Source organism: Lysinibacillus sp. FSL W8-0992, assembly GCF_038008685.1.
GTDB lineage: Bacteria > Bacillota > Bacilli > Bacillales_A > Planococcaceae > Lysinibacillus.
On record NZ_JBBOZQ010000001.1, the window covers coordinates 1,119,712 to 1,144,759 of the forward strand.

A 25,048-nucleotide genomic window follows, 5' to 3' on the forward strand; every position below is an offset into this window, starting at 1 on the left:
TAGAAAGTGCCGTAACATCTAGAAGAATAAAGATAATATAAGGTAAATAACGGATGCCATAACAGCTGAAATTGGCATTGTAATAATCCATGTTGTCACAATTTTACGTGCCATTCCCCAGTTTACACCACGAACACGCTGTGCTGAACCAACGCCCATGATTGATGAAGAAATAACGTGTGTTGTCGATACTGGTAAGTGAACTAATGTCGCACCGAAAATAACAGTAGCAGAAGCTAAATCCGCTGCAACGCCATTAACAGGACGGATTTTCATAATTTTACCGCCGACTGTTTTAATGATTTTATAGCCACCAATAGAAGTACCAAGACCCATGGCAATTGCCGCAGCAGCTCGAACCCAGAAAGGAATATCATCCCCAGTGTGTAAGCCTCCAGCAATTAACGCCATTGTCATAATACCCATTGCTTTTTGCGCGTCATTTGTACCGTGTGTAAACGATTGAATAGCCGCTGTAAAAATTTGCATTGTACGGAAGCCTTTATTCGTACGATATAGATTTAAGTTTTTAAACCATAATTTAAACAGAGACATCATAAGAAAGCCGGCACAAATCGCGATGATTGGTGAAAATACTAAAGCCATAATAATTTTTGTAAAACCACCGTAGTTAAGTACGCCAAAGCCTGCAGAAGCAACTGCTGCACCGGCAATTGAACCGATTAATGTATGTGAAGAACTTGATGGGATACCAAAGTACCAAGTAAGTAGGTTCCAAATAATAGCCGAAATTAATGCGGCTAAAATAACGACAGAACCTGTTGTATCTCCTTGAAATGCATTTAAAGAGAATGGATCTACAATATCTTTTGTTAGAGCCTTTGCTACACCAACGAAAGTAATAGCACCGATGAAGTTCATCGTCGCCGCCATAATAATGGCAACGCGTGGAGGCAATGCTCTAGTTGAAACCGAAGTTGCGATAGCATTTGCTGTATCGTGGAAACCGTTGATAAAGTCAAATGTTAGGGCAAAGATGACGACCAATACGGTTAGTATAATTATTGTATTCATTGTAAGTGACCCACTCCTAATTACGCGTTACGCATGATAATTGTTTCCATTGTGTTTGCAACGTTTTGACAATAATCAGCGATATCCTCTAGTTGTTCATAAATATCTTTAAACTTAATAATGCGGATTGGATCTTTTTCATTTAAAAACAATTGCTTAATCGAAGTTCTTTGTACTTCGTCACATTCGCGCTCATAGTCTTTTATTAAAATTGCATGTGGGCGCATGCCGATAAGATTTTTTTTCTTTAACTCTTCAGTAGCTTTAACAATTTCGTCGGCACTTTTTGAAATATAGCCTAAGAAAATACGCATCGCTTCGTCAACTTCTGTTAAGGAGAACATTTCAAAGTGAGCGATACAATGCTCCGTACCATCTAACACGTCGTCCATACGGATTGCGAATTCTAAAATATCCTCGCGCTCAATCGGTGTCATAAATGATTTGTTTAGCATCACGATAAGTTCATGAATAAGTTTATCGCCAGCTGTTTCGTAATTCTTCATTGTAATGCTAATCTCTTTTAAGTCAGCTACACTTGTAATACGAAAATCATTTGCGTAATGTACGGCCTCTCTCATGTTTTCTGCAATTTTATGCAATGCTATAAAGAAAGGGTCTTGTTTTTTTGAGTTAAGCATGTAAATGAAATCCTCCTGGATGTATATAAAATAATCAACCTTTAAACTTTACTATCATAACAAAATCTTTCGTTTATCTACATAAAATTTATCTTCTCTACATAAAACTTTACAATCCTGTAATATACAATTTGTTCACAAATATGCTGTTTTGTATGTGTATTTATTCCTATTAGTACAGAAAAACGCCTATATAATAAGTATTTTTGAGAAAAATATAGTCTGTTTAGTACAGAATGTAACATTTACAATCACTCGATTATACTTGCGTGTAAAATTGAATTGTAAAGGTATTGTAAAGAAACGCCCCTTAAACATAGTGTTCCCTATTTTCTTAAGAATATCTTCATTTTTATCCTTCCATATTTTTAAGAATTATTTTCTACAATTAGAAAGTACGAGAAAGGGGCATTAAGACAAAATGATTCAAGTCGAGAACTTACAACATACATTTTTAATTGGGAAAAAAGGCAAGGAAAAGCATGTACCTGTATTAAAGGGTGTCAATTTTGAAGTGAAGAAAGGAGAGATTGTCGCAATTGTCGGCAAAAGTGGCTCGGGAAAATCAACATTGCTTCAAACTTTAGCAGGGTTTATGAAGGCTGAACAAGGCTCTATTAAGGTGAATGGGCAAGAGACAGCCAAACTTAATGAAACAGAGAGTGCAGCTTTTCGATTGCGACAGTTCGGTTTTATTTTTCAAAACTTTCAACTCATGCCAGGTTTAACGGCATTTGAGAATATTGAATTGCCTTTGAAATTGCAAGGTGCTAGCAAAGCTATACGTAAAGAAAAAGTGAAGAAGATAATGGACAAGGTTGGATTAACTGCAGTAGCTGACCATTATCCAAATGAATTATCAGGCGGTCAACAACAGCGTGTAAGTATTGCAAGAGCATTGATTACCAATCCTCCAATATTGCTTGCAGATGAGCCAACGGGGAGTTTGGATTCTGAAACAGAACAAGATATTTTACTCCTAATTCAAAGCTTAAATCGTGAGCTTGGCTTAACTTTTGTTATTATTACGCACGATGAAGAAGTGGCGACTATTGCTCATCGACGTTTCAGAATGTATGATGGCGAGCTTGTAAAGGAGGTAGAATAACATGATATGGAAAGATCAACTAGACTTTGTTATACAACATATAAAGAAAAATAAATTACGGGTATTTATGACGGTGCTGGCTGCAACAATGGGTTGTGCGTTTTTAATTGTCCTGGCATCCGTAGGGTTTGGACTACAGGATTCGATTCGTAACGAAATACTTTCGGATGAAAATGTAACAAAAATACAAGTATATGATGGCTCACAATTTACAGAGCAACAGAAAGATGAAATAAAGTCGATAGAAAATGTTAACACAGTGCTTGAAACGATTACAGTTAATGCAAGTGCACACTCTTATTTTGAAGATCGTGATGCAAATTCAAACTTAATCTTAACGAATATGAAAGATTTTAAAGATGTAACTGGGAAACTTGCGCAAGGACAGTATCCAACAAAGCCGAATGAGATTATTGTTGGATATCATTTCGGCCAAACTTTATTAAACGACGCTGATCGCGATAAGATTAAAGAAAAAAGTAAAAAGGCTGAGGCAGAGGGAACGTATTATGATGGTAATGAAGAAGGATATAAACAGTCTGTCATTGGTAAAGAGATTGAGTTATCTTTAATATCTAATTCAAATGGAACATCTGAAACTGAAAAGGTGAAATATACGATTGTCGGTGTGACGAAGAAGCCTTCTTATGATTGGATGATTGACAATACAGTTTATATGGATTCAAAACAGAAAGAGGCAATAGGTAGCAGTTTTGCGGCATTAGATGATGTACCAGAAGATGAAGTATTTAATTCGGAATTTAATATATATGCAGACAGTTTAGAGCACGTAAAGCCTATTTTGGAAAAGCTAAAAGACAAAGGCTACAATGTGTATTCAGTGACTGAGCAATTAGATCAAATGGATGTATTTTTCCTTGTATTAAAGATTGGCTTAATTTTTGTTGGAACAATTGCCGTATTAATCGCCTCTATTGGGATTTTTAATACGATGACTATGGCGGTTACAGAGCGTACACGTGAAATTGGCGTATTAAAGGCAATCGGAGCGAGTCCAAAGCTTATTCAACGATTATTTTTAATGGAAAGTACATTTATCGGCATTTTTGGAACAATCATTGCCGTAGTGATTTCGTATGCTATTAGCTTTACGGCAAATGCGATTTTACCGTTAATTTTAAAAGCGGCAACAGGTGAAGATGCGTTTGGTTCGTCTGATATTACATTTTCACTTATTCCATGGCAGCTCGTTCTTATTGCGTCTGCTATCAGTATTGGTGTTGCTATGGTTTCTGGCTACCGACCAGCTCGTAAAGCAACAAAAATCGATGTTATCCAAGCATTGCGACAAGAGCTATAAAAAGAACCCGAGGCACATAATGCGCCTCGGGTTCTCATAGTTTATAAATAAGATGTTAATTCATTTGCCAAAAATGGCTTCGCATTCAACAGTGTGACAAAAGCGTCGTACTTAGCACGTTGCTGTGCACTTGGCTTTTTACCAGTATAATACGCTCGAATTAAAATATTTTTCGGTGTGTTCTCCATGTCGATAAATTCCAGTAATTGTGCTTCATAGCCAACAAGCGATAAAATCTCTGCGCGAATCGAATCGGTAGCCAATGCAGCAAAGCGTTCGCGGACAAGACCGTGCTGTAGCATGATGTCGAGTGCGGGTGTATCAAGTTGACGGTTTAGCTCATGCTGGCAACATGGCACGCTTAAAATAACACTTGCTCCCCATTTCACTGCGCGTGATAATGCCATATCTGTTGCTACATCACAGGCATGGAGAGTCACTACCATGTCTACATTTGATTCATCATTATAGTCATTAATATCCCCAACTAAAAATTCAAGTTGCTCGTAGCCTAAATCCTGTGCAATACGTGAGCATTCCTCGATAACCTCTTTTTTCAAATCTAAGCCAGTGACACGAATATCCAAACCTTTTTCAATTTTTAAGTAATGATATAAGGCAAACGTTAAATAGGATTTCCCTGAACCAAAATCTAAAATTCGCACTTGGCGATCTTTTGGCAAATGGGCTAAGGCATCGTCGATAAATTCAATGAAGCGATTAATTTGCTTGAATTTATCGTATTTTTGTTTTTTTACTTTTCCTTCTTCACTTTGTACACCTAAGCGAATTAAAAAAGGGTAGGGGGTGGACTCATCAAGTAAATAGTTTTTCTTGCGGTTATGTGATAAGTTTACTTCCTTTGGTGTAGCTACTTTATCAGACTTCCATAATACTTTGTTCTTTTTCGATAGTTGCACCTGTACTTTTTCGTCAATAAAATCGATATGTGCTTGACGGAAGTCAGCAAAAAACAGCTCGAGCTTAGGAGGGAAATCAGCTAGTATGACGTTCTCATGTTTTAAAATACGTTCATATTGGTATTCAATTTGTATATGATAAGCATCTTTCAGCATGATGGGCTTTAGTTTAATACGCTTTACTTCATTAGACTTCATACGAGGTTGACTGATTGTAGCTGCAACGAGTTGTTGTTGTGTAAATTGCTCTTGTAGCTGTGCTTTCATTTCTTCAAATGTCATTTATTTCGCCTTCTTCGTTGTGTAATAGATGGCATTAGTGTAACACAATTTTATTAATTCATTGTTGTTTTCAATTTTAAACAATCAGTATATCGAATATTCAGATAAACGATTTTATTTTTAATAATTTTTACGGTATATTTATAGTGAAAAGTTTTTTGAAGGTAAAGAATAATTGTGGATAGGAGGAAGACTTATGTCGGACAACACTTATCAGCTAATCGCTATTATTATTTATATGATTACAATGCTAGGAATCGGATGGTATGCATTTGTAAAAACTTCAAATTTAACGGATTACATGCTAGGGGGACGCTCGTTAGGACCTGCTGTTACAGCCCTTAGTGCGGGTGCTGCGGATATGTCTGGTTGGCTTTTAATGGGGTTGCCAGGTGCGATTTATGTATCAGGACTTGTAGAGGCGTGGATTGCAATTGGGTTAACAATCGGTGCCTATTTAAATTGGATGTTTGTCGCACCGAGATTACGAGTTTATACGCAAGTTTCAAATGACTCTATTACAATTCCAAGTTATTTGGATAATCGATTACGTGATAATACGAAATTAATACGAATTGCTTCTGGGCTAATCATACTTATATTTTTTACATTCTATGTATCTTCAGGAATGGTAGCTGGAGGCAAGTTTTTTGATAGTTCATTTGGCTATGAATACCATACAGGTTTATTAATAGTATCAGGCGTAGTTGTTGCCTATACATTGTTTGGTGGATTTTTAGCGGTGAGTTATACAGACTTTTTGCAAGGATTAATTATGTTTTTAGCACTTATAACAGTACCGTTATTCGGGGTATTTTTAACTGGTGGACTTAGTGAAACAGTAGAGTCCATTAAGGCGGTTAACCCAGAGCATTTAAGTCTATTACCTGCGACAGCAACTGCTGCCGCGATTATTTCTTCCCTTGCTTGGGGATTAGGATACTTTGGGCAACCACATATTATCGTACGTTTTATGGCGATTAGTTCTGTGAAGGAGACAAAACAGGCTCGCCGTATTGGTATTGGATGGATGATTTTAAGTCTTGCTGGTGCACTTGCAACCGCATTAGTAGGCGTTGCATACTACCAGCAAAATGCTGGCGAATTAAAGGACGCTGAAACGGTGTTTATTGTACTTGGCCAAATTTTGTTCCATCCATTTATTGCAGGTATTATGTTAGCAGCTATTTTAGCGGCAATTATGAGTACAATCTCATCGCAATTAATTGTCACTTCTTCAGCACTTGTGGAGGATATATACAAAGCGTTGTTTAATAAGACAGCTACCGATAAACATTATGTTTTTATTGGTCGAATGGCCGTATTAGTAGTAGCAATTATTGCAGCAATTTTAGCTTGGAACCCTGAAAATTCTATTTTGAATTTAGTAGGTTTTGCTTGGGCTGGCTTTGGAGCTGCGTTTGGACCAATTATTTTATTATCATTATATTGGAAGAGATTGACGAATTACGGAGCGTTGAGTGGGATGGTGTTGGGTGCATTAACAGCTTTTGTTTGGGGAAAAATAGAATCGCTTTCAACGGCTCTTTACGAAATTGTACCAGGCTTCCTAGTTTGTTTAGTAGTAGCCGTTATTGTTAGTATGATGACATATAAAAGAAATGAAGAGATTGAAGATGAATTCAATCGTAGCGTATCATTGTTAAAAGAAGAACGAGGGAAATGATGAACAATACTTTAAAGAGTGAATATTGTTCGTTTCTTATATAATGCAGGTTAAGCCCGTAAAATATTGTGGAAAAGTTTCATGTAGATTTATTCATTATAATAGGTTAAGAAAATAAAAAGAGTTTATCTACAGTTCGCATGCGCCCAATTTTAGGGCGCATTTGTTTTTAGTAATTAAAACTCAACTCTAGAATGATTTTATTAAATAAATAGCGCTTTGGTGGAATTAAAAGAACTCGACTAAAAGACACAGATTCGGGCATTATATGGTAAGATGGAGAAAATTTGCTGTAGCGTCACCAAGGCGTTGGTGGGAGGATTGTGAGTGGAAAAATTGAAAGAAGTAGATGTTTTACTAGAAAAAGCTATTCTTGTTGGCGTAAATTTACGTAATGATAAGCATTTTGAGTATTCTATGGAAGAGTTAACAAATTTAGCTGAAGCATTAAATGTGGAAGTCTTAGGTGTTGTTACACAAAATTTAGAGCGTGTCACACCTTCACATTATGTTGGAACAGGTAAAATCGAAGAGATAAAAAGCTTTTTTGAAGAAGCGCAAGCCAATCTGGTGATTTTTAATGATGAATTATCACCTTCCCAAATTCGTAATTTAGAGCGCGATTTAGAGACGAAAGTAATCGATCGTACGATGTTAATTTTAGATATTTTTGGGCGCCGTGCAAAAACACGTGAAGCGCAAATGCAGGTAGAGTTGGCGCAACTTCAATACATGCTTCCTCGATTAGTCGGCTTGCATGCTTCGTTAAGCCGACAAGGCGGAGGTACTGGAGGCGGTTTTAAAAACCGTGGAGCTGGTGAAACGAAACTTGAGCTAGATCGTCGTAAAATTGAAGATCAGATTTCAAAAATCAAAAAAGAGTTAGAGCAAGTGAAAGAGCAGCGAGAGACGCAACGAAAACAACGTCGGAAAAATGCCGTACCTGTTGTGTCTATTGTAGGTTATACGAATGCCGGCAAATCGACAATTATGAACCAACTACTCGCTAAAATTGGTCAAGAAGATCACAAACAAGTATTTGAAAAGGATATGCTGTTTGCGACACTTGAAACGTCTGTCCGTTATATTGAATTACATGATAAAAAGTCATTTTTATTAACAGATACAGTCGGCTTTGTTAGTAAATTGCCGCATCATCTAGTGAAGGCGTTTCGCTCGACACTAGAAGAAGCACGTGATGCTGATCTATTGCTTCATGTTGTAGATGTCTCAAATGCAGAGCATGGTTTTATGATGGATGTTACAAACGAAACGTTAAAGGCAGTTGGCGTTGAGGGAATCCCTACTATATATGTTTATAACAAAGCAGACTTAGCAAATGTTCCGTATCCTGTCATTAGTGGAGATAATATTTGGATTTCTGCAAAGCAGGGTAATGGTTTAGATGAACTATTACAAATTATACGACAGCACATTTTTTCTGATTATGTCACATGTAAAATGCTTATACCATATGAGCAGGGCAATGTAGTTTCTTATTTAAATGAAAATGCAACGATTTATGAAACGGCATATGAAGAAAATGGCACATTACTCAAGCTTGAAGTAAAAGAAGCGGATTACGCAAAATATCAACAATTCGTTGTTAAATAGCAATAAGATAATCAATGCGCGGATTGGATTGCAGTTACGGTAGTCAATTTGAATAGCATTGTTTGAAAAATCAACAGCAATCATGGCTGTTGATTTTTTATTTGTTTAAATATCTGTATATTTACTATTTTCTAACTTTAAATTAAATACTATTTTTTAGAGGATAGGGAAGAGTGAGAAAACGTAGATATTTCAATATATTTAATAAAATATTGTTTAATGAGTCTGAATATAAAGAAAAATGACAAATTTTCAACATTTTTTAAAACTCTTGCGAAAGTAATAAAAACGCTTTAGTATGATGAAACATAGTTTTTTATCCTTATCAATGGGGAACAATATTTTTAAGGAATAATGAAAGTGGGAGAGGAAATTGTATGTCTACTAAAGATGAAATTGTAAAATCTGTCCCTCAAAATGGATTTGTCGGACACCCTAGAGGGCTCTTTACATTATTTTTCACAGAATTTTGGGAGCGTTTTTCATACTACGGTATGCGAGCGATTCTAATCTTCTTCATGTATTATGAATTAAATGAAGGTGGATTAGGTCTTGATCGCGGTACAGCGAATTCAATTATGGCTATTTATGGTTCGCTTGTTTATATGTCAGGTATTATTGGTGGCTGGATAGCCGATCGACTTTTAGGGACACGTAAAACGATTTTTTATGGTGGCGTGTTAATTATGATCGGTCACTTACTGCTAGCATTCCCTGGCGGTGTAACAATGTTATTTGCTTCAATGGCGTTTATTGTTATCGGTACTGGTTTATTAAAACCGAATGTCTCAAGTATTGTAGGGGATATTTATGCTGAAACAGATAGCCGTCGTGATGCAGGATTCTCGATTTTCTATATGGGTATTAATATGGGTGCATTCATTGCGCCGTTTATTGTCGGAACAATTGGACAAAAGTATAGTTTCCATTTAGGCTTCAGTTTAGCAGCGGTTGGTATGCTAATCGGATTAATTGTTTTTAAAGTAACAGAGAAAAAATATTTAGGCTTAGCGGGCTTACAAGTAAATAACCCGTTAAAACCGGAGGAACGTAAAAAAGTCTTTACGCAATTTGGTATTGTAGCATTAATCATTATTCTTTTAGGTGGCATTGGTATTAAAACTGGTGTACTAACAATGGATGTCTTTAGCTTAATTATTACTGCTCTTGGTGTGTTAATACCAGCAGCGTTCTTTATTTATATGTATCGCAGTAAGAAAACAACAAAAGATGAGAAATCTCGCCTTCTTGCATATATACCATTGTTTTTAGCAGCAGTTATGTTCTGGGCTATTCAAGAACAAGGTGCAACAATTTTAGCAACATATGCGGATGAGCGTACACAATTAAATATAGGTGGTTTTCGTCTTGAATCGTCTTGGTTCCAATCGCTAAACCCATTATTCGTTATTACCATGTCTCCATTATTTGCGATGCTATGGTTAAAATGGGGCGATAAGCAACCATCGACACCACGTAAGTTTTCTTATTCACTATTCTTTGCCGGACTATCATTTTTAGTGATGATGATTCCTGCACATCTTTCAGATGGACAAGCTTTAGTAAGTCCATTGTGGTTAGTATTATCATTCTTCTTAGTTGTAGTTGGGGAATTATTATTGTCTCCAGTAGGTCTGTCTGCAACAACGAAATTAGCTCCACAAGCTTTTGCTGCACAAACAATGTCACTATGGTTCTTAACGAGTGCTGCGGCTCAAGCGATTAACGCTCAGCTAGTAAAGGTATACGAAGTTGTAAGCGAATTCACGTATTTCGGATTCTTAGGATCATTGTCAATTGTTATTGGCATACTCTTATTAGTACTTTCACCTATTATTTCTAAAGCGATGCGTGGTATTAATTAGTTAAAGAGGCTAGAGAAAAGAAAAAAGTGTTAGATTGACTGCGGTCAATCTAACACTTTTTTTGCTATGCCGTTGATGTCCGCTACGGCGGTTGCTTTCCGCGGGCACACACGTAAGCCGCAACCCTCGCTAACGCGCGGTCTGTTGCGTCTTACTATGCGTGCGTTCCCGCAGGAGTCACCGCCTTCGCTACCATCAACTAGTGCATTCTTCAAATTATTTATTGCAAAAGTAAGAATAGCTAAGGCTTCATCCATTTTGCGTAGCGGGAAAATGCCAACAATCCAACCCTTTTTGCAATGATGTTGGTGTCCGCTACGGCGGTTGCTTTCCGCGGGCACACCGTAAGCCGCAACCCTCGCTAACGCGCGGTCTGTTGCGTCTTACTATGCGTGCGTTCCCGCAGGAGTCACCGCCTTCGCTACCATCAACTATTATTATCTGCTAAATTTTATCTATTGCAAAAGAAAGGCAGCTAAGTTTCTCTTCATAATAAATAGCAAATTTACATAAATCTTTGCCTTGCTTTTAAAACTTTAGGGTAATGTCCCTGCATCTTTTTTGTCTCTTGTGTAGTCTATTAGCTAGAAGATAATTTAATTTTCTGTCGAATAGGGCTGTTTTTAGTTATAATAATCTTACTAGTAACATTTTTAAGGGGTTGGTTGTCATGAAAGAAGCATTGGATCGTTTGAGGCCTAGATTAATGGAGATTTTCACGTATTTACATGCGAATCCAGAAATAAGCTGGCAAGAGGTAGAAACAACAAATTATATTTTTGATTTGCTGACACGTGAAGGATTTTCACCGCAACGCTTTAAAAATAGCACAGGGCTGTATGTTGATATTGGTGATGGAAACCCAAAAGTAGGTTTACGTACGGATATAGATGCATTATGGCAAGAAGTAGATGGTGAGTTTAAAGCAAATCATTCTTGTGGACATGACGGACATATGACTATGGCAATCGGTGCTCTTTTACTTTTGAAAGAGCAGTCTCAATCATACAAAGGCACAATTCGTGTTATTTTCCAACCGGCTGAAGAAAAAGGAACAGGTGCATTAGCCGTTCTAAAAGAGGGCATTATTGATGATTTAGATTATTTATTTGGAGTCCATTTAAGACCAGTACACGAGCTCGAGGACGGCACATATTGTGCAGCTTTGTATCATGGAGCATCTCGTTTACTCGAAGGTGAAATCATCGGTGAGGATGCACATGCGGCAAGACCACATCTTGGTGTAAATGCAATAGAAGTAGGTGCAACAATTATAGAAGATTTGCGAACCATACATACAGATCCTATGGTACCTGTATCCGTTAAGATGACAAAATTTCAAGCTGGAGGTGGGTCAGGTAATATTATTCCAGGAAGAGCAGCCTTCACGATTGATATAAGAGCACAACGTAATGATGTAATGGATACACTCGCTCAAGGTGTTAAACGTGTAATCGATTCTTCAAAAATTTTGCATAAAGTGCAAATTGAGTTGCGTACAGTTGCTAATATTGTGGCAGCGGAGGTAGACACAACTGCTCAATATGTTATGGAGCAAGCCATTGTAAAGGCAGCGGGGTTATCTAATTTACGAAAGCCTGTGCATACACCAGGAGGAGAAGATTTTCACCATTATGCAGTTCAACGTCCGCATTTAAAAACGACGATGCTTGGACTAGGCTGTGGATTAACACCAGGACTACACCATCCGAAAATGAAATTTAAGCAGGCAAGACTTGTAACTGGAGTTGAAATTCTTGCAAACGCTGTATTAGGAGCATTAGAACTCGAAACATAAAGGAGGCATCAGAAAATGTTAGAAAACGTTTCTATTAAAAAAATGATGACACCTGAGGAAATTGCTGAGGTGCAATTCTTAAATGTTGAAATTTGGGGGAGTCAGGCAATCCCCTCACATCAAATGCTAGCGGCTGTTCAAAATGGCGGATTATTGCTTGGTGCGTATTTTGAAGGTCGACTAATTGGTTTTAATTACTGCTTTGTAGGTTACCGCGAAGGAAAAATGTATCTACACTCACACATGATTGGCGTCGAAAAAACATATCGTGAACAAGGTGTAGGAGAGTTATTGAAGCATGCCCAGCAAGAATATGCGCGGGAGAATGGGTTTCAGCTTGTCCGTTGGCTAATTGATCCATTAGAAGCGCGTTTAGCAAATTTATCGTTTTTAAAGCTAGATGCATATAGCAATCAGTATGAAATAGATTATTACGGTCCGTTGCAAGATGATTTTAATGATGGACTGCCCTCTGACCGCATTGCAGTAGAGTGGTGGGTTGAGCGTAAGCATGCAGACGATAGTTTGGATGAGCTAGAAGAAGCGGCAGAACAAGTAGTGTCGTGGTCATTGACGGTTGATGGATTACCAGTGCTCGATAAAGATAGTGAATTTCAAAGTAACCAAAGATTTTATAAGGACGCTTATTTACTCCCAATTCCACAGTATTTACAAAAGATGAAAGTGGAAAGTCCTAAATTGGCAGAGGACTGGCGTTATAAAATTCGTACAATATTAACGACCTTTTTTGATCAAGAATATGCAATTGTTCGGGTGAAAAAGGAAAAAGAATATATTCATTTTTACCTGTTAGTCAGACGCTCTTTATTGGCTTTATAATAGAGCTAAGGAGTGAATTTTGTGAGAATAGAAGAAATTACAATAAGACATTTAAAAATGCCTATGAAGGCTCCATTCACAACAAGTTTTGGTACTGTTAGTGAAAAAGAGCTATTGCTTTTAGAGGCGAAGGATGCGACAGGAACGATTGGTTGGGGAGAGACAGTTGCTTTTGTAGCACCATGGTACACAGAGGAGACATTAAAGACGACATGGCATATGTTAGAGGACTTTTTAATGCCTGCCTTGCTACATAAAGAGCTGGTACATCCAGATGAGGTTAGTGCCTTGTTTGCTCCTATACGGCGTAATTGTATGGCCAAAGCATCTATTGAAGGGGCTGTGTGGGATATTTATGCACAGCAAACGAAACAGTCCCTTGCCCATGCGTTAGGTGGAAGCAAAGATTATATTGATGTAGGAATTAGTTTAGGAATTCAAGCTAGCACTGAAAAACTTTTAGATGTGATTAAGGTCTATGTAGAAAAGGGTTATAAGCGAGTAAAGGTAAAAATAAAACCTGGGTACGATGTCGAAGTAATTCGAGCTATTCGTGCTACATTTCCTGATTTGCCATTAATGGCAGATGCAAACTCAGCGTATACATTAAAAGATATAAAAGTGCTACAGCAGTTAGATGCATTTAACCTTCTCATGATTGAGCAACCACTTGCAGCTGACGACATTATAGATCATGCTAAGCTTCAAAAGCAGTTGAAAACACCAATATGTTTAGATGAAAGTATTACATCACTTGAAGATGCCCGTAAAGCGATTGAGCTAGGTAGCTGTGGTGTCATTAATATAAAAATTGGGCGTGTAGGTGGTTTAACAGAGGCTAAGAAAATCCATGACTATTGTCAAGAGCATGATATTCCTGTTTGGTGTGGTGGCATGTTGGAAGCGGGAATCGGACGAGCGCATAATATCGCATTAACAGCACTCTCCAATTTTATATTACCTGGTGATACAGCAGGGTCAAGCCATTATTGGTATGAGGATATTATTATGCCTGAGGTCGTAGTAGAAGATGGTGTTATTCGTGTACCTCAGAGCGTCGGCATAGGCTATAAGCCAAATATGGCTGTCATTGATAAATTAACAATTAGCAAGAAAGTTTATACAGAGTAGCTTTAACAGATGGAGGCTGCCTTTTCCTCCTTCTGTTTGTCAGTACGGGATAAATAGTCGAGGAGAGAAGTGATTGAAAAAGAGCTTGCAAATCGGCGGGGCTTATGTAGGAATTATCGTCGGTGCAGGATTTGCATCAGGGCAAGAAATTATTCAGTATTTCACGAGTTATGGCAATAAGGGGATATTAGGCGCACTTTTAGCGACACTCTGGTTTGCCTTTGTAGGAATGTGTACAGCACAAATTAGTTCAAGGCTGCGGACAACGTCTCATAAGGATTTGATTTATCAAATTTCAGGTAAAACTATAGGCTTTATAATGGACTTTGTTCTATCACTTTTTTTGTTTGGTGTGTCAGTTATTATGTTTGCAGGAGCAGGTGCTACCTTCGAGCAAATGTTTGGACTACCAGTATGGCTAGGAAGTATTTGTATGATTGTCCTCACCATGATGACGGTTATGATGAATGTAAAAAGTATTATTAATATTATTGCCATTGCGACGCCTTATTTGTTAGCTGTTGTAACGATTATTGCGGTCTATTCAATAGCTACGATGGATCTATCATTTGCAGAGCAAGCAGTTATAGCTGAACAACAATTACAAACATCTTCCAAAAGCTGGTGGGTAACGGCTTTGCTATATATGTCTTTTAATATTGGCGTATGCTTCTCTCTTCTCACGGTGATGTGTGGCGCTATTCGTAATGAACGAATTGCAGGCATGGGTGGAATTATCGGGGGACTATTATTAGGCGCACTCATTTTACTTATTCATTTTTCACTTCTTGCTAAAATGAACGTTATTGCTGGAATGGATATTCCAATGCTCGCATTAGCAAATGAAATTCATCCAATAGTAGGTTTATTAATGTCATTTTCGTTATTAGGAATGATTTACAATACGGCAGTAGGAATGTTTTATTCTTTTACGGTGCGATTTTTTAAACCAACAAAGCCAAGCTTTAAGGCTGCTGTTATTTTTATGGGCGTTCTAGGCTTTTTTGCTAGCCTAGTGGGCTTTACAACACTCGTATCGAAATTATATTCAGTAATGGGCTATGTAGGCTTTATTTTAGTAGCGTCCATAATTTTTGCATGGCTACGAGGAATAAGAAGAGTAGCTTAATGAGGTGATTGAGAAGGGCAAGTTATGCCATTCTCAATTACCTTTTTATTTTAATAGAAATTCAGAGGAAATAGTGCACTATTGTTGAATGAAAAATATCTTATTTTGTCGGTGTTTTTGTTGAAAAATCATAGTTTTTAAGTATTTCCGAATAAAGCGAGAACAATTCTCAATAGAAGGTTGACTGATAATAAAAAGATGCTTATAATGAGAATCGTGAGTAATGATAATCATTTTCAGCTGATTATTAATTACACTCAATAATGAATCTACCGGGGATTACAATGAAAATAAGATATCTTTTAACAGCAACTGTTGTGTTGTCTTTTGTGTCACTATTCATTGGCGTAGTAAATATTAAGCCAAGTGACTTATTGGACTTCGGATCAGAAGAAACTAGACTATTTTTAATTAGTCGTGTACCAAGACTTGTAGCAATATTGTTAGCAGGTGCAGGTATGAGTATTGCTGGTTTAATTATGCAAAGCTTAAGTAGGAATAAGTTCGTGTCACCAACTACAGCAGGAACTTTAGATGCTACGAAATTAGGTGTGCTAATTTCAATGATGTTTTTTACAAACGTCACGTACTTTCAAAAAATATCCTTCGCTTTCATATTTGCTTTAGCCGGCACTTTAATGTTTATGCAAATATTAAATCGAATAAAGTTCAAAGATGCGATTTTTATACCGCTTATTGGCTTAATGTTCGGAAATATCCTGTCTTCGATTACAACATTCTTTGCGTATAAGGCTGATATTATCCAAAACATTGCTGCATGGTTACAAGGAGATTTCTCATTGATAATGAAAGGTCGTTATGAGCTTTTATACATAAGTGTACCTGTTCTAATTTTAGCTTACATTTATGCAAACCGTTTCACAGTGGCTGGAATGGGTGAGGATTTTGCAAAAAACCTTGGTCTTTCCTACAAATTCGTTGTGAATTTAGGTTTAGTGTTAGTAGCACTAGTGACAACTACGGTGGTACTAACAGTGGGTGTGATTCCGTTTCTTGGTTTAATTATTCCAAATATTATATCGCTATTCAAAGGGGATAACCTCGCAAAGACATTACCACACACGGCTTTACTCGGTATGTCGTTCCTATTATTATGTGATATTTTAGGGCGCGTGTTAATTTTCCCTTATGAAATTCCGATTAGTATGACGGTCGGCGTCATCGGAAGTGCAATCTTTCTAATTATGTTATTTAGGGGGAGAGCATATGCGTAACCGTACCAAAATGTTGATATTAATCGGACTAGCAGTAGCCGCTATGTTACTGTACGTCTTTTATGAATTAAATGGGAACTACAGTTATGCATTCCCACGTCGCCTCATTAAAGTGGTGGCGATGGCATTAACGGGAATTGCCATTGCGTATTCAACGGTGGTTTTCCAAACAATTACACATAATCGTATTTTAACACCAAGTGTTATGGGGCTTGATGCTTTGTACATGATGGTGCAAACAATTATCTATTACTTCTTTGGCTCGATGTCAATATTTGTTATTAATGCACATTACAATTTTTTACTAGCTGTTTCAGCAATGGTTGTTTTCGCGTTAATATTTTATCGAGTATTGTTCAAAGAAGGTAAACGTCCGATTTACTTTCTACTGCTTGTCGGTATGATTGTCGGAACATTTTTAGGAAGCGTCACTACGTTCTTCCAAGTATTAATTGATCCTAATGAATTCCTAAGCTTACAAAGTAAAATGTTTGCAAGCTTTAATAATGTGAATTCAGATCTAGTATGGTTAGCAGGTCTTGTTATTGTTGGAACATTTGTTTACGGTTGGCGTCATATGAGTCAACTTGATGTAATGTCACTGGGTCGCGATACAGCAATAAACCTAGGGGTACCTTATGATAAGCTTGTACAACGCATGCTCATATTATCTTCGATATTAATCGCCGTATCTACAGCTCTTGTTGGGCCAATTACATTCTTTGGCTTAATCGTAGCGAATTTATCGTATCAGTTTTTCAAGACGTACAAGCATTCTGTATTAATTGCAGGCTCTTGTGTAATGAGTATTGTTGCTTTAGTCGGTGGTCAGTGGATGGTCGAGCGTATTTTCAACTTCGATACAACACTAAGCGTTATTATAAACTTTGTAGGTGGCGTGTACTTCATCTACCTATTATTGAAGGAAAGTAGGTCAGCAGGATGATCCAAGTTAAAGAAATTTCTAAGTTTTTTGGGAAAAAGCCGGTCATTCAAGATGTTAGTGTAGACGTTGCGCCAGGTAGAATTACGTCCTTTATTGGACCGAATGGTGCAGGTAAATCAACCCTGCTTTCAATGGTAAGCCGTTTACTTAATGCAGACACTGGGGAAGTACTACTCGATAAGTCAGATGTGCGACGCTGGAAATCTGATGACTTTGCAAAGCGTGTATCGATTTTAAAGCAGTCAAACTACATGAATGTACGCCTAACAATACGTGAACTCGTTTCATTTGGTCGTTTTCCTTATTCAAAAGGGAACCTAAAACCAGAGGATGAGCAAAAAGTAGATGAGGCAATACAATATATGAATTTAGCTGATATTCAGCATAATTATTTAGATGAATTATCAGGTGGTCAGCGACAACGGGCATTTATTGCAATGGTCATTGCGCAAGATACAGACTACATTCTACTTGATGAGCCACTTAATAATTTAGACATGAAGCATTCCGTGCAAATCATGAAAATATTGCGCAAGTTGGTCGATGAGCTAGGAAAAACGGTTGTCATTGTTTTACATGATATTAACTTTGCTTCCGTATATTCTGATCATATCGTCGCTTTAAAAAATGGACGCGTTGTAAAAGATGGTCCAACGAATGACATTATTAACTCAGATGCGTTAAAGGAAATCTATGATATGGATATCCCTGTACAAGAGCAAAATGGTTGTCGCATTTGTGTGTATTTTAACTCTTAGTAACAATAGATAGTCATTACTATCTAAAAATATAAAAACAATTAAAGGAGATTTCACAATGAAGAATTGGAAATTACTTACTGTATTAATGGCAATGATGCTTTTAGTATTAGCTGCTTGTGGTTCTAAAGAAGAATCAAAAGAAGATGATAAAGGTTCAACGGATAATAAGCCTGCTGAAGAGAAAAATGAAGCTGCTTCTGCTTACCCAATTACAATCCCAGGTAGTACTTCTGGCGAAAATACATTTGAAGATGTAACACTAAAAGAACAACCAAAAAATATTGTCGTATTTGACTATGGTTTCCTAGATACTTTAGATGCTTTAGGCGTTGAAGTTGCTGGTGTTTCACAAAAATCAGTTCCTAGTTATTTAAGCAAATATGCTGACACAACTTACGTAAATGTTGGTTCTTTAAAAGAGCCTGATTTTGAAGCAATCTCTTCTATGAGCCCAGACATCATTTTCATCTCAGGTCGTCAAGCTTCTGCATACGCAGAATTATCTAAAATTGCGCCAACTGTATTCGTTGGTGTAGATAACAATAATTTCGTGGAATCGTTTAAAATGAACACTGAATTAGCTGGTAAAATTTTCGGTAAAGAAAAAGAAGCTGCTGATGCATTCGCTGCATATGAAGCAAAAGTAGAAGATCTTAAAGCAAAAACTGCTACATCTGAAGACAAAGCATTAATCGTTTTAGGTAATGAAGGTTCATTATCTGCATATGGTCCTGGTTCACGTTTCGGTGTTATTCATGACGTATTTGGCGTAAAAGCTGCTGATGACAAAATTGAAGCTTCTACACATGGTGCTAACGCTTCATTCGAATATGTACGTGACACAAACCCAGATATTTTATTCGTAGTTGACCGTGACGCTGCTGTTAACCCAGAAGGTGAGTCTGGTACGAAAGCTGCTATTGAAAACGAAATCGTTGGTGCTACTAATGCTGCTAAAAACGGCAAAATTTATTACCTTGATCCAGAATATTGGTACCTATCAGGTGGCGGTTTACAATCAGAAACTGCAAAAGCTGATGATATTTTAAAGGCGTTTAACTAATATGTTTGTACAAATTAAACGTATGGTCGTAACAGAGGGTAACGGAGATAAGGTTGTTGAACGATTTGGAGCTAAAAAAGACGGTCCATCATTACTTGAACAGCAACCAGGTTATATCGATAAACAAGTACTTGTAAAAAAAGTACGCCGTGGTGATGAAGAAGTGCTAATTATGGTTCGTTGGGAATCAGAAGAAGCATGGAAAAATTGGGAGAAGAGTCCTGAGCATATTGCTGGTCATAAAGCAAATGCTGGTAAGCCTAAACCTGACTATATCATCGAAAGCGGACAAGATGTTTACTATGTAAAAGGTTAATAAAATTAGAGGTGTCTCACAAGTAAATTGTGGCACCTCTTTTTTGTTATCTAACTTCTTAAAAAATGCTCTATAGGTGTGAACAGCTAGGAATTAACTTAGGAGACAGTCAATTTGTTAGAAGTCTAACTATATTTGTTAGGAATCGATTTAGGGTGTGAAAGGCACGGAAGGCAAGGAGTTTTTAGTTAAATTGCGCCACACCTCGCCACATATAGAAGGGTGAATTTTGAGGTAAACAATAAATTTTATATAAATTTAGTAGCACATAAAACTGTGCATAACGTTAAATATCTGCTTAATGTTTAAGGGAAGCTTTGCTCCAAATATTAAAGGCTGAGTTAATGTTGAAGGAGATGCCACTATTATTAATGAATAATCCTGTAATATTGGTTGGGTAGTACTGATAGGCGTCATTTTCCACTGTAACTGTATTAACCATTTTTGAAGAGGTATTATAATCAATATTTTTGAAATCGGTTGGAGAGTCTGGAAAGCTGCTTATTTCGACGACGTTACTGTTGTTTTGACCATTCTGCGTTCCTCTAGCATAAACAATGCAGTACTGTGAAGTTTTATAGAGCATCGGTGTATGGATATTCAAACCAGATGTAAAAGGGCTCACTAAAGACAATAATGGTAAATCCTTTTCTGGTACTTTTACAATGTCATGCTGCGCCATATACGTGTCTAGTTTTTGATGAAAAGTATCTTCAAATCCAGGAATATCACAAATGAAATTAGAAATAGAAGACTTATGTTTAAACTCTGCTAAAGCTTCTTGATAAGCACGTTGTTCAGCTTGAATGATTAATTGTTCAATAGATTGTTGTTCATTAGAAGGTTTTTTAATCGTAATTTCTTCTGCAGAGACAGAAATTGTACAGGAAAAAGTTTCTGTAAGTATTAACACGTTGTCATTTACTCCATTAGTCATTTCAATCACTCCTTAATGTTGGAGAATATATTATAGAGAACTTAGCATACGGTTTAAAATGCAAATCGAGTCACATACAATACTAATGAATTTTACTTATCTTAAGCGTAACATCAGTCAGGACGCCATTTCAATGGTCAGTTAACGCCAAAAACTGGCGGTCACTTTTGTGACACCGCCATTTTTTTACTATTTCTTAGCAAAAAAATGGCGTGCTTTCTATGAATACCGCCAATTTTTGGCGGTATTTATGTATTTATAATAGTGATTATTAGAAGATGTGAGTGATTCATTTAACATATAAATACTAGAATTAATTCCCATTAATATGTATAATATTTAACAATATATTTAGGGGAGTAGAGGACTATTGGGTGATATAGATGGACGTATTAATGATTCATTAGACAGTCTGATTGAACATGATTTGATGCTTGGTAATGAACTAAAGTCAATGCTTAAAAGTTTTAAAGCAGAAAAGAAAGTAATAGGCTATTCATTTGGTAAACTCTGTTTTTGGCATTATGAAGCATTTGTTGATTGTTTGAATGAAGATATATATAAAGTTGCTGCAGCTATTGAACTTCTAATTTTGTCCTATGATATTATTGATGATTTACAGGATAAGGATACAGACTATATTTGGAGTAAAACACCTGAACTTTCTTTAAATGCTGCACTTGCCTTGCTCGTAATGTCGTCAAGAGCTATACATGACACTTCTTTTGAACATAAAGATATAGCCATTCGTCTACTTGAACAATATGCTTTACGCAGTATTAGTGGTCAGCAGTTAGATGTACTTAATACTTGTCGAGATGAGCAATCCTACTTACAAATGATTGACCAAAAATCAGGGTCACTCACAGCAATGAGTTGCGTCATTGGTGAGGCACTTGCAAAAGGGAAGGTGACTGCTGAAATAGAGGAGTACGGAAAATACATAGGTATTATCCAACAAATTAAAAATGATATTCTAGATTTAAAAACGTGGGGACCTAAAAATGATCTTTTAAACAGAAAGTATTCATTGCCTATTATTTATCTAATGGCACAAAAAAATAGTGTATCAAAAACTGTGATAAACTATTATAATAAAGATATAGTTACATTTTTGGATAATAATGTTACAGAACTTGAGTTGACAAATAGTGGTGCAATACGTTATGCGGTTGCAATTAAAAATCTCTATAAGATAAAAGCATTGAATAATCTTGAAAAAGTTGCTATAAACAAGTTAGGTAAAGAATACCTAATAAAACTAATGAAATGAGGAGAGATTTTATGATTAATGTAATTCAGTATCTAGAAGAAAACCCAGCACTAGTACCACTGTTAAAAGAACAAAAAGTTGCATTAATTGGTATTTCAGCAATTGAACAACAGGCAATACTTGACTCATTCGAAGATGTACTATGCTTAAGAGACCCTATTTGGAATTAAATTTATATAATCAAAAATGGTTTATGCTTGCTATAAGTGTTTACATAATGCTAGGTGTCTACCTGCTATATGTTCCTTATAGCAAGCCTTATTTGGGTATAAATTTGGTAGAGGAAAAGGGAGACTGGGTTATAGAACATACACATGACCAACTAGTGGATGGTCAGAAAATATCTGCGGGGGATATTGTATTAAAAGTAGATAATATTGAAATAGAAGATATTTCTTATATTAAGTATGATTTGACAATAAGGGCTGCAAATTCACTAACAATATTAAAGCCTAATGGAAACATAATTGATATTAAACCAAGTGGTTTAGATTTTTCGGAACGGTTTTATTATATATTGTTAATCCCTGCATGTTACTATTTTCTTACACTATTTGTTGTATGTTATTTGCATTATAAACAAAAACACACTTCGCTTTTAAGATTGCTCATCTTATTTATGCTAACTGTTTCCTTAGCATATGTGAGTATTGGAGCATCTGGTAGTCTCGATATCATAGGAATTATGGTCAATCGAGGTAGTATGTTGCTATGTTTAGTATTACTGTTACATTTTTTAAGAAACTATTATTTATTTTTAAAAGCTAATTGGTTACTTTTTAACAATATTAAATTATTTTATTTATTGCCTATAATGGCAATGTTACTTAGCTATGTTGGCATTATTAATAATAATTTGCATAACTTTCTTTCTTATATTGTTTTAGCTACTTTTTTAATTTTACTTATTTTAATACTCATTATTTTATTGCTAAGTTATTTTAAATATAAATCACCTCAGTTAAAAATTTTATTGAATAGTGTAATGATTCCATTTCTTCCATTCTTATTTCTCTATGCAATTCCAAATATTCTATTTCATCATCCTGTGCTTTCGGCCGAAATCAGTGCTTTGTTTTTATTATTGATTCCTTTTAGTTTTATTTTTACACAACTAACGGAACGATTATTTGACATTGAGTATCATATTACAAGGCTTCGTTACTATGTCATATTTTCTGTAATTTTTACTGCATGGTTTACATTTGGTTTGTATTGGATTGCGGGCAAATTTTTAACTATGACTATTATGTCAGGTGTTTCATTATTTACATTTTTATCGTTAATTGTTCTTTTCTACATAAAAGAAAAGGTAGATTATCGCAAGCGAAAAATTTTGTTTTCTACTAAAGGGGATTATATACATCAGTTATATACTGCTGTAGATAGAATTGGTAAGACGATTAAATTAGACGAGCTTCTAGAAAAGTTTGCTCAGGAAGTTTCGCTGCACCTAGAGCTTGAGCATGTATTTGTATTAACCTATGACTATGACACAAATCAGTTTACTTCAATGGTTGAGGGAAAGTTTCCGATAAATCCTATGCTAATGGAAGATTTGAAATTAGGAGAAATACGGAAAATTGACAAAGTCTATCTAGCTTTCCTCCATCAAGATGCTCATTACAAAAGAGCCTTAGTATTGGGGCATAACAATTCAATTCATTTAAAAGATGAAGAGCTTTTATGGCTCGAATTGCTCCTGTTATATGTAAATAACTTTATTGAAAATACAAAAATGGTGGAAGAACTGTTAGAGGAACTAAAGCATATGAAGCAAGCAGATGAAGGTCAATTACCTTGGCTAAATAAGCTGTTATGGCTAAGGTTTGAAGAGGAGAAATATCAATTAGCTCAAGAGTTGCATGATACTAATTTACAAGAGCAACTCCATATTGCTCGTGAAGTAGATGTTTTAATAAATGCAAAAGATACTATAGAAATCCAACAAAAACTTGTCAAGATTCATAAACAAATGGTTGCATCTTTACATGATTTAAGAGCATATTGTGAGAATCTAAAGCCCCCATTGTTAGACACATTAGGGCTAAATCCCGCATTAGAAAAGCTCATTCGAAAAGTAACGGAAAGGGCTAACTTTTTGTTAATTTATACAATAGACCGCCTTTATTTAGAGGATGAACGAATGAATTTAATGATTTATCGTCTATTTCAAGAATTACTCAATAATGCTTTGAAACATTCCTATGCGACAACAGTTGAAATTCACCTCAAGGAAATGGACAATGGATTTGAAATCGTCTATAAGGATGATGGAGTAGGTTGTAATGTTAATGATATTATTGTTGCTGAATCGATGGGAATCCGTGGTATGCAAGAGCGTGTAAAAGCTTTTGATGGAAACTTTTACATAGATACTCAAATTAATGAAGGAATGTCTATTAGAATTACAGTAAAAGAAGGAAGTGACACACTTGATAACGATGCTCATAGTGGATGATCATCCTATTGTGTTAGAAGGAACGAAAAATTTATTTAAAGAGAATGAAGACATTTTAGTTGATACAGAGAGTGATGCAACTTCTGTAATCCCAAAAATTAAAGACAAGCCATATGATATTTATTTAATTGATATTAATATGCCTTTAGAAAATGGCATTCATTTAGCGAGAAATATTAAAGCGATACAAATAGATGCTTCGATAATCCTTTATACGGGGGATGACATTACAGATTATTACCCACTAATTTTAGAAAAGAAAATAGAGGGGATTTTAGCCAAAACGGCTTCCAAAGAGCAAATCTTACGGACGGTTCGTGCCATTGCAAATGGAGAAATTGTTTTGCCCATAAATTTCTTAGACTTTCTAGATAATCGATTTAAATTACAAGATGCTAAGCTCGACATACATTTAAATGAAAAAGAAAAGAAAATTTTAAGATTGATTGCTGAAGGGCATACAAATAAAGCGATAGCTATAGAATTAAACATTCCTCAACGAACAACTGAGAGATATTTAACACAACTGTTTTCCCTGCTAAATGTAGATTCGAGAACAGAAGCAGTAAATCTTGCTGAACGAATGAATTTACTATAGCTTAGCTATATGTTATTATAAAAGTTAATTGTTATATTTTTCTATAAAAGGATAGTATTTAGGTAATGTAAAGACACTATAATATTA

General features: G+C 36.0%; 22 protein-coding genes. 18 read left to right on the plus strand and 4 right to left on the minus strand.

All coding sequences use genetic code 11. The features are described 5' to 3' along the window. Window positions 1–18: 18 nt before the first annotated feature. Both NSQ74_RS05430 and NSQ74_RS05435 read right to left on the minus strand, forming a co-directional pair. Entirely contained in the window at window positions 19–1,035 is a 1,017-nt protein-coding gene (locus NSQ74_RS05430; protein ID WP_340821968.1) for an inorganic phosphate transporter, read from the minus strand. 20 nt (window positions 1,036–1,055) lie between these two features. Beyond that, the gene (locus tag NSQ74_RS05435) at window positions 1,056–1,676 is read right to left on the minus strand and encodes a DUF47 domain-containing protein (RefSeq protein WP_173479367.1); all 621 of its coding nucleotides are present in this window, start codon (window positions 1,674–1,676) and stop codon (window positions 1,056–1,058) included. 421 nt (window positions 1,677–2,097) lie between these two features. Between NSQ74_RS05435 and NSQ74_RS05440 the strand changes: the two genes are divergently transcribed. Together NSQ74_RS05440 and NSQ74_RS05445 are read left to right on the plus strand one after the other, a co-directional pair. Continuing rightward, window positions 2,098–2,784 (plus strand): ABC transporter ATP-binding protein, encoded by a 687-nt coding sequence (locus NSQ74_RS05440; protein WP_340821971.1) that lies wholly within the window; start codon window positions 2,098–2,100, stop codon window positions 2,782–2,784. Window position 2,785: 1 nt separating this feature from the next. Beyond that, the gene (locus NSQ74_RS05445) at window positions 2,786–4,105 is read left to right on the plus strand and encodes an ABC transporter permease (RefSeq protein ID WP_340821973.1); all 1,320 of its coding nucleotides are present in this window, start codon (window positions 2,786–2,788) and stop codon (window positions 4,103–4,105) included. 41 nt (window positions 4,106–4,146) lie between these two features. Here NSQ74_RS05445 and NSQ74_RS05450 read toward each other — a convergent pair whose 3' ends face one another. Further along, the gene (locus tag NSQ74_RS05450) at window positions 4,147–5,307 is read right to left on the minus strand and encodes a class I SAM-dependent methyltransferase (RefSeq protein WP_340821974.1); all 1,161 of its coding nucleotides are present in this window, start codon (window positions 5,305–5,307) and stop codon (window positions 4,147–4,149) included. Between the two features lie 196 nt (window positions 5,308–5,503). On the opposite strand from NSQ74_RS05450, the gene putP reads away from it, so the two are divergent. The 12 genes from putP (at window position 5,504) to NSQ74_RS05510 (ending at window position 19,692) form a co-directional block, all read left to right on the plus strand. Further along, the gene (gene putP / locus NSQ74_RS05455) at window positions 5,504–6,994 is read left to right on the plus strand and encodes a sodium/proline symporter PutP (RefSeq protein ID WP_340821975.1); all 1,491 of its coding nucleotides are present in this window, start codon (window positions 5,504–5,506) and stop codon (window positions 6,992–6,994) included. 327 nt (window positions 6,995–7,321) lie between these two features. Then, complete coding sequence (hflX, locus tag NSQ74_RS05460) at window positions 7,322–8,608, plus strand: GTPase HflX (protein ID WP_340821976.1); 1,287 nt, start codon at window positions 7,322–7,324, stop codon at window positions 8,606–8,608. A 377-nt stretch (window positions 8,609–8,985) separates the two neighbouring features. Beyond that, window positions 8,986–10,473 carry a peptide MFS transporter gene (locus NSQ74_RS05465; RefSeq protein ID WP_340821977.1) on the plus strand — a complete coding sequence of 496 codons (1,488 nt, stop codon included), beginning with the start codon at window positions 8,986–8,988 and terminating at the stop codon, window positions 10,471–10,473. Window positions 10,474–11,143: 670 nt separating this feature from the next. After that, the gene (locus NSQ74_RS05470) at window positions 11,144–12,271 is read left to right on the plus strand and encodes a M20 peptidase aminoacylase family protein (RefSeq protein ID WP_340821978.1); all 1,128 of its coding nucleotides are present in this window, start codon (window positions 11,144–11,146) and stop codon (window positions 12,269–12,271) included. Between the two features lie 15 nt (window positions 12,272–12,286). Next, window positions 12,287–13,111, plus strand: a complete 825-nt coding sequence (locus NSQ74_RS05475) for a GNAT family N-acetyltransferase (protein WP_340821979.1) — start codon at window positions 12,287–12,289, stop codon at window positions 13,109–13,111. Window positions 13,112–13,132: 21 nt separating this feature from the next. After that, window positions 13,133–14,242: an o-succinylbenzoate synthase gene (menC, locus tag NSQ74_RS05480; RefSeq protein ID WP_340821981.1), complete on the plus strand. Its 1,110-nt coding sequence runs from the start codon at window positions 13,133–13,135 to the stop codon at window positions 14,240–14,242. Window positions 14,243–14,315: 73 nt separating this feature from the next. Beyond that, window positions 14,316–15,371, plus strand: coding sequence for a YkvI family membrane protein (locus NSQ74_RS05485; protein ID WP_340821982.1), 1,056 nt, complete (start codon window positions 14,316–14,318; stop codon window positions 15,369–15,371). A gap of 284 nt (window positions 15,372–15,655) precedes the next feature. Beyond that, complete coding sequence (locus NSQ74_RS05490; RefSeq protein ID WP_340821984.1) at window positions 15,656–16,606, plus strand: ABC transporter permease; 951 nt, start codon at window positions 15,656–15,658, stop codon at window positions 16,604–16,606. Beyond that, window positions 16,599–17,552, plus strand: coding sequence for an iron chelate uptake ABC transporter family permease subunit (locus tag NSQ74_RS05495; RefSeq protein ID WP_340821985.1), 954 nt, complete (start codon window positions 16,599–16,601; stop codon window positions 17,550–17,552). Before NSQ74_RS05490 ends, NSQ74_RS05495 begins: the two co-directional genes overlap by 8 nt. Next, window positions 17,549–18,310, plus strand: a complete 762-nt coding sequence (locus NSQ74_RS05500) for an iron ABC transporter ATP-binding protein (protein WP_340821986.1) — start codon at window positions 17,549–17,551, stop codon at window positions 18,308–18,310. The genes NSQ74_RS05495 and NSQ74_RS05500 overlap by 4 nt, the downstream gene beginning before the upstream one ends. A gap of 58 nt (window positions 18,311–18,368) precedes the next feature. Then, on the plus strand, window positions 18,369–19,376 hold the full coding sequence (locus NSQ74_RS05505; protein ID WP_340821988.1) for a siderophore ABC transporter substrate-binding protein: 1,008 nt from the start codon (window positions 18,369–18,371) through the stop codon (window positions 19,374–19,376). Window position 19,377: 1 nt separating this feature from the next. Continuing rightward, complete coding sequence (locus tag NSQ74_RS05510) at window positions 19,378–19,692, plus strand: antibiotic biosynthesis monooxygenase family protein (RefSeq protein WP_340821990.1); 315 nt, start codon at window positions 19,378–19,380, stop codon at window positions 19,690–19,692. Window positions 19,693–19,990: 298 nt separating this feature from the next. On the opposite strand, the gene NSQ74_RS05515 is transcribed toward NSQ74_RS05510, so the two are convergent. Beyond that, entirely contained in the window at window positions 19,991–20,629 is a 639-nt protein-coding gene (locus NSQ74_RS05515) for a hypothetical protein (RefSeq protein WP_340821992.1), read from the minus strand. Between the two features lie 370 nt (window positions 20,630–20,999). Between NSQ74_RS05515 and NSQ74_RS05520 the strand changes: the two genes are divergently transcribed. The 4 genes from NSQ74_RS05520 to NSQ74_RS05535 are packed head-to-tail and all read left to right on the plus strand — an operon-like array spanning window position 21,000 to window position 24,961. Next, window positions 21,000–21,902: a polyprenyl synthetase family protein gene (locus NSQ74_RS05520; protein ID WP_340821993.1), complete on the plus strand. Its 903-nt coding sequence runs from the start codon at window positions 21,000–21,002 to the stop codon at window positions 21,900–21,902. A gap of 11 nt (window positions 21,903–21,913) precedes the next feature. Continuing rightward, window positions 21,914–22,072: a competence pheromone ComX gene (gene comX / locus NSQ74_RS05525; RefSeq protein ID WP_340821994.1), complete on the plus strand. Its 159-nt coding sequence runs from the start codon at window positions 21,914–21,916 to the stop codon at window positions 22,070–22,072. Between the two features lie 47 nt (window positions 22,073–22,119). Next, complete coding sequence (locus NSQ74_RS05530) at window positions 22,120–24,363, plus strand: sensor histidine kinase (RefSeq protein ID WP_340826406.1); 2,244 nt, start codon at window positions 22,120–22,122, stop codon at window positions 24,361–24,363. Continuing rightward, entirely contained in the window at window positions 24,347–24,961 is a 615-nt protein-coding gene (locus tag NSQ74_RS05535) for a response regulator transcription factor (protein ID WP_340826407.1), read from the plus strand. The genes NSQ74_RS05530 and NSQ74_RS05535 overlap by 17 nt, the downstream gene beginning before the upstream one ends. Window positions 24,962–25,048: the final 87 nt, after the last annotated feature.

Bases quoted from the DNA above. Each gene is read 5' to 3' on its own strand.
- NSQ74_RS05450 (WP_340821974.1), bottom strand. From the start codon at position 5,307: ATGACATTTGAAGAAATGAAAGCACAGCTACAAGAGCAATTTACACAA.
- NSQ74_RS05530 (WP_340826406.1), top strand. From the start codon at position 22,120: ATGCTAGGTGTCTACCTGCTATATGTTCCTTATAGCAAGCCTTATTTG.
- NSQ74_RS05535 (WP_340826407.1), top strand. From the start codon at position 24,347: ATGCTCATAGTGGATGATCATCCTATTGTGTTAGAAGGAACGAAAAAT.
- comX (WP_340821994.1), top strand. From the start codon at position 21,914: ATGATTAATGTAATTCAGTATCTAGAAGAAAACCCAGCACTAGTACCA.
- NSQ74_RS05445 (WP_340821973.1), top strand. From the start codon at position 2,786: ATGATATGGAAAGATCAACTAGACTTTGTTATACAACATATAAAGAAA.
- NSQ74_RS05435 (WP_173479367.1), bottom strand. From the start codon at position 1,676: ATGCTTAACTCAAAAAAACAAGACCCTTTCTTTATAGCATTGCATAAA.
- NSQ74_RS05475 (WP_340821979.1), top strand. From the start codon at position 12,287: ATGTTAGAAAACGTTTCTATTAAAAAAATGATGACACCTGAGGAAATT.
- NSQ74_RS05470 (WP_340821978.1), top strand. From the start codon at position 11,144: ATGAAAGAAGCATTGGATCGTTTGAGGCCTAGATTAATGGAGATTTTC.
- NSQ74_RS05440 (WP_340821971.1), top strand. From the start codon at position 2,098: ATGATTCAAGTCGAGAACTTACAACATACATTTTTAATTGGGAAAAAA.
- NSQ74_RS05495 (WP_340821985.1), top strand. From the start codon at position 16,599: ATGCGTAACCGTACCAAAATGTTGATATTAATCGGACTAGCAGTAGCC.
- NSQ74_RS05465 (WP_340821977.1), top strand. From the start codon at position 8,986: ATGTCTACTAAAGATGAAATTGTAAAATCTGTCCCTCAAAATGGATTT.
- NSQ74_RS05510 (WP_340821990.1), top strand. From the start codon at position 19,378: ATGTTTGTACAAATTAAACGTATGGTCGTAACAGAGGGTAACGGAGAT.
- NSQ74_RS05430 (WP_340821968.1), bottom strand. From the start codon at position 1,035: ATGAATACAATAATTATACTAACCGTATTGGTCGTCATCTTTGCCCTA.
- putP (WP_340821975.1), top strand. From the start codon at position 5,504: ATGTCGGACAACACTTATCAGCTAATCGCTATTATTATTTATATGATT.
- NSQ74_RS05505 (WP_340821988.1), top strand. From the start codon at position 18,369: ATGAAGAATTGGAAATTACTTACTGTATTAATGGCAATGATGCTTTTA.
- NSQ74_RS05500 (WP_340821986.1), top strand. From the start codon at position 17,549: ATGATCCAAGTTAAAGAAATTTCTAAGTTTTTTGGGAAAAAGCCGGTC.
- NSQ74_RS05490 (WP_340821984.1), top strand. From the start codon at position 15,656: ATGAAAATAAGATATCTTTTAACAGCAACTGTTGTGTTGTCTTTTGTG.
- NSQ74_RS05515 (WP_340821992.1), bottom strand. From the start codon at position 20,629: ATGACTAATGGAGTAAATGACAACGTGTTAATACTTACAGAAACTTTT.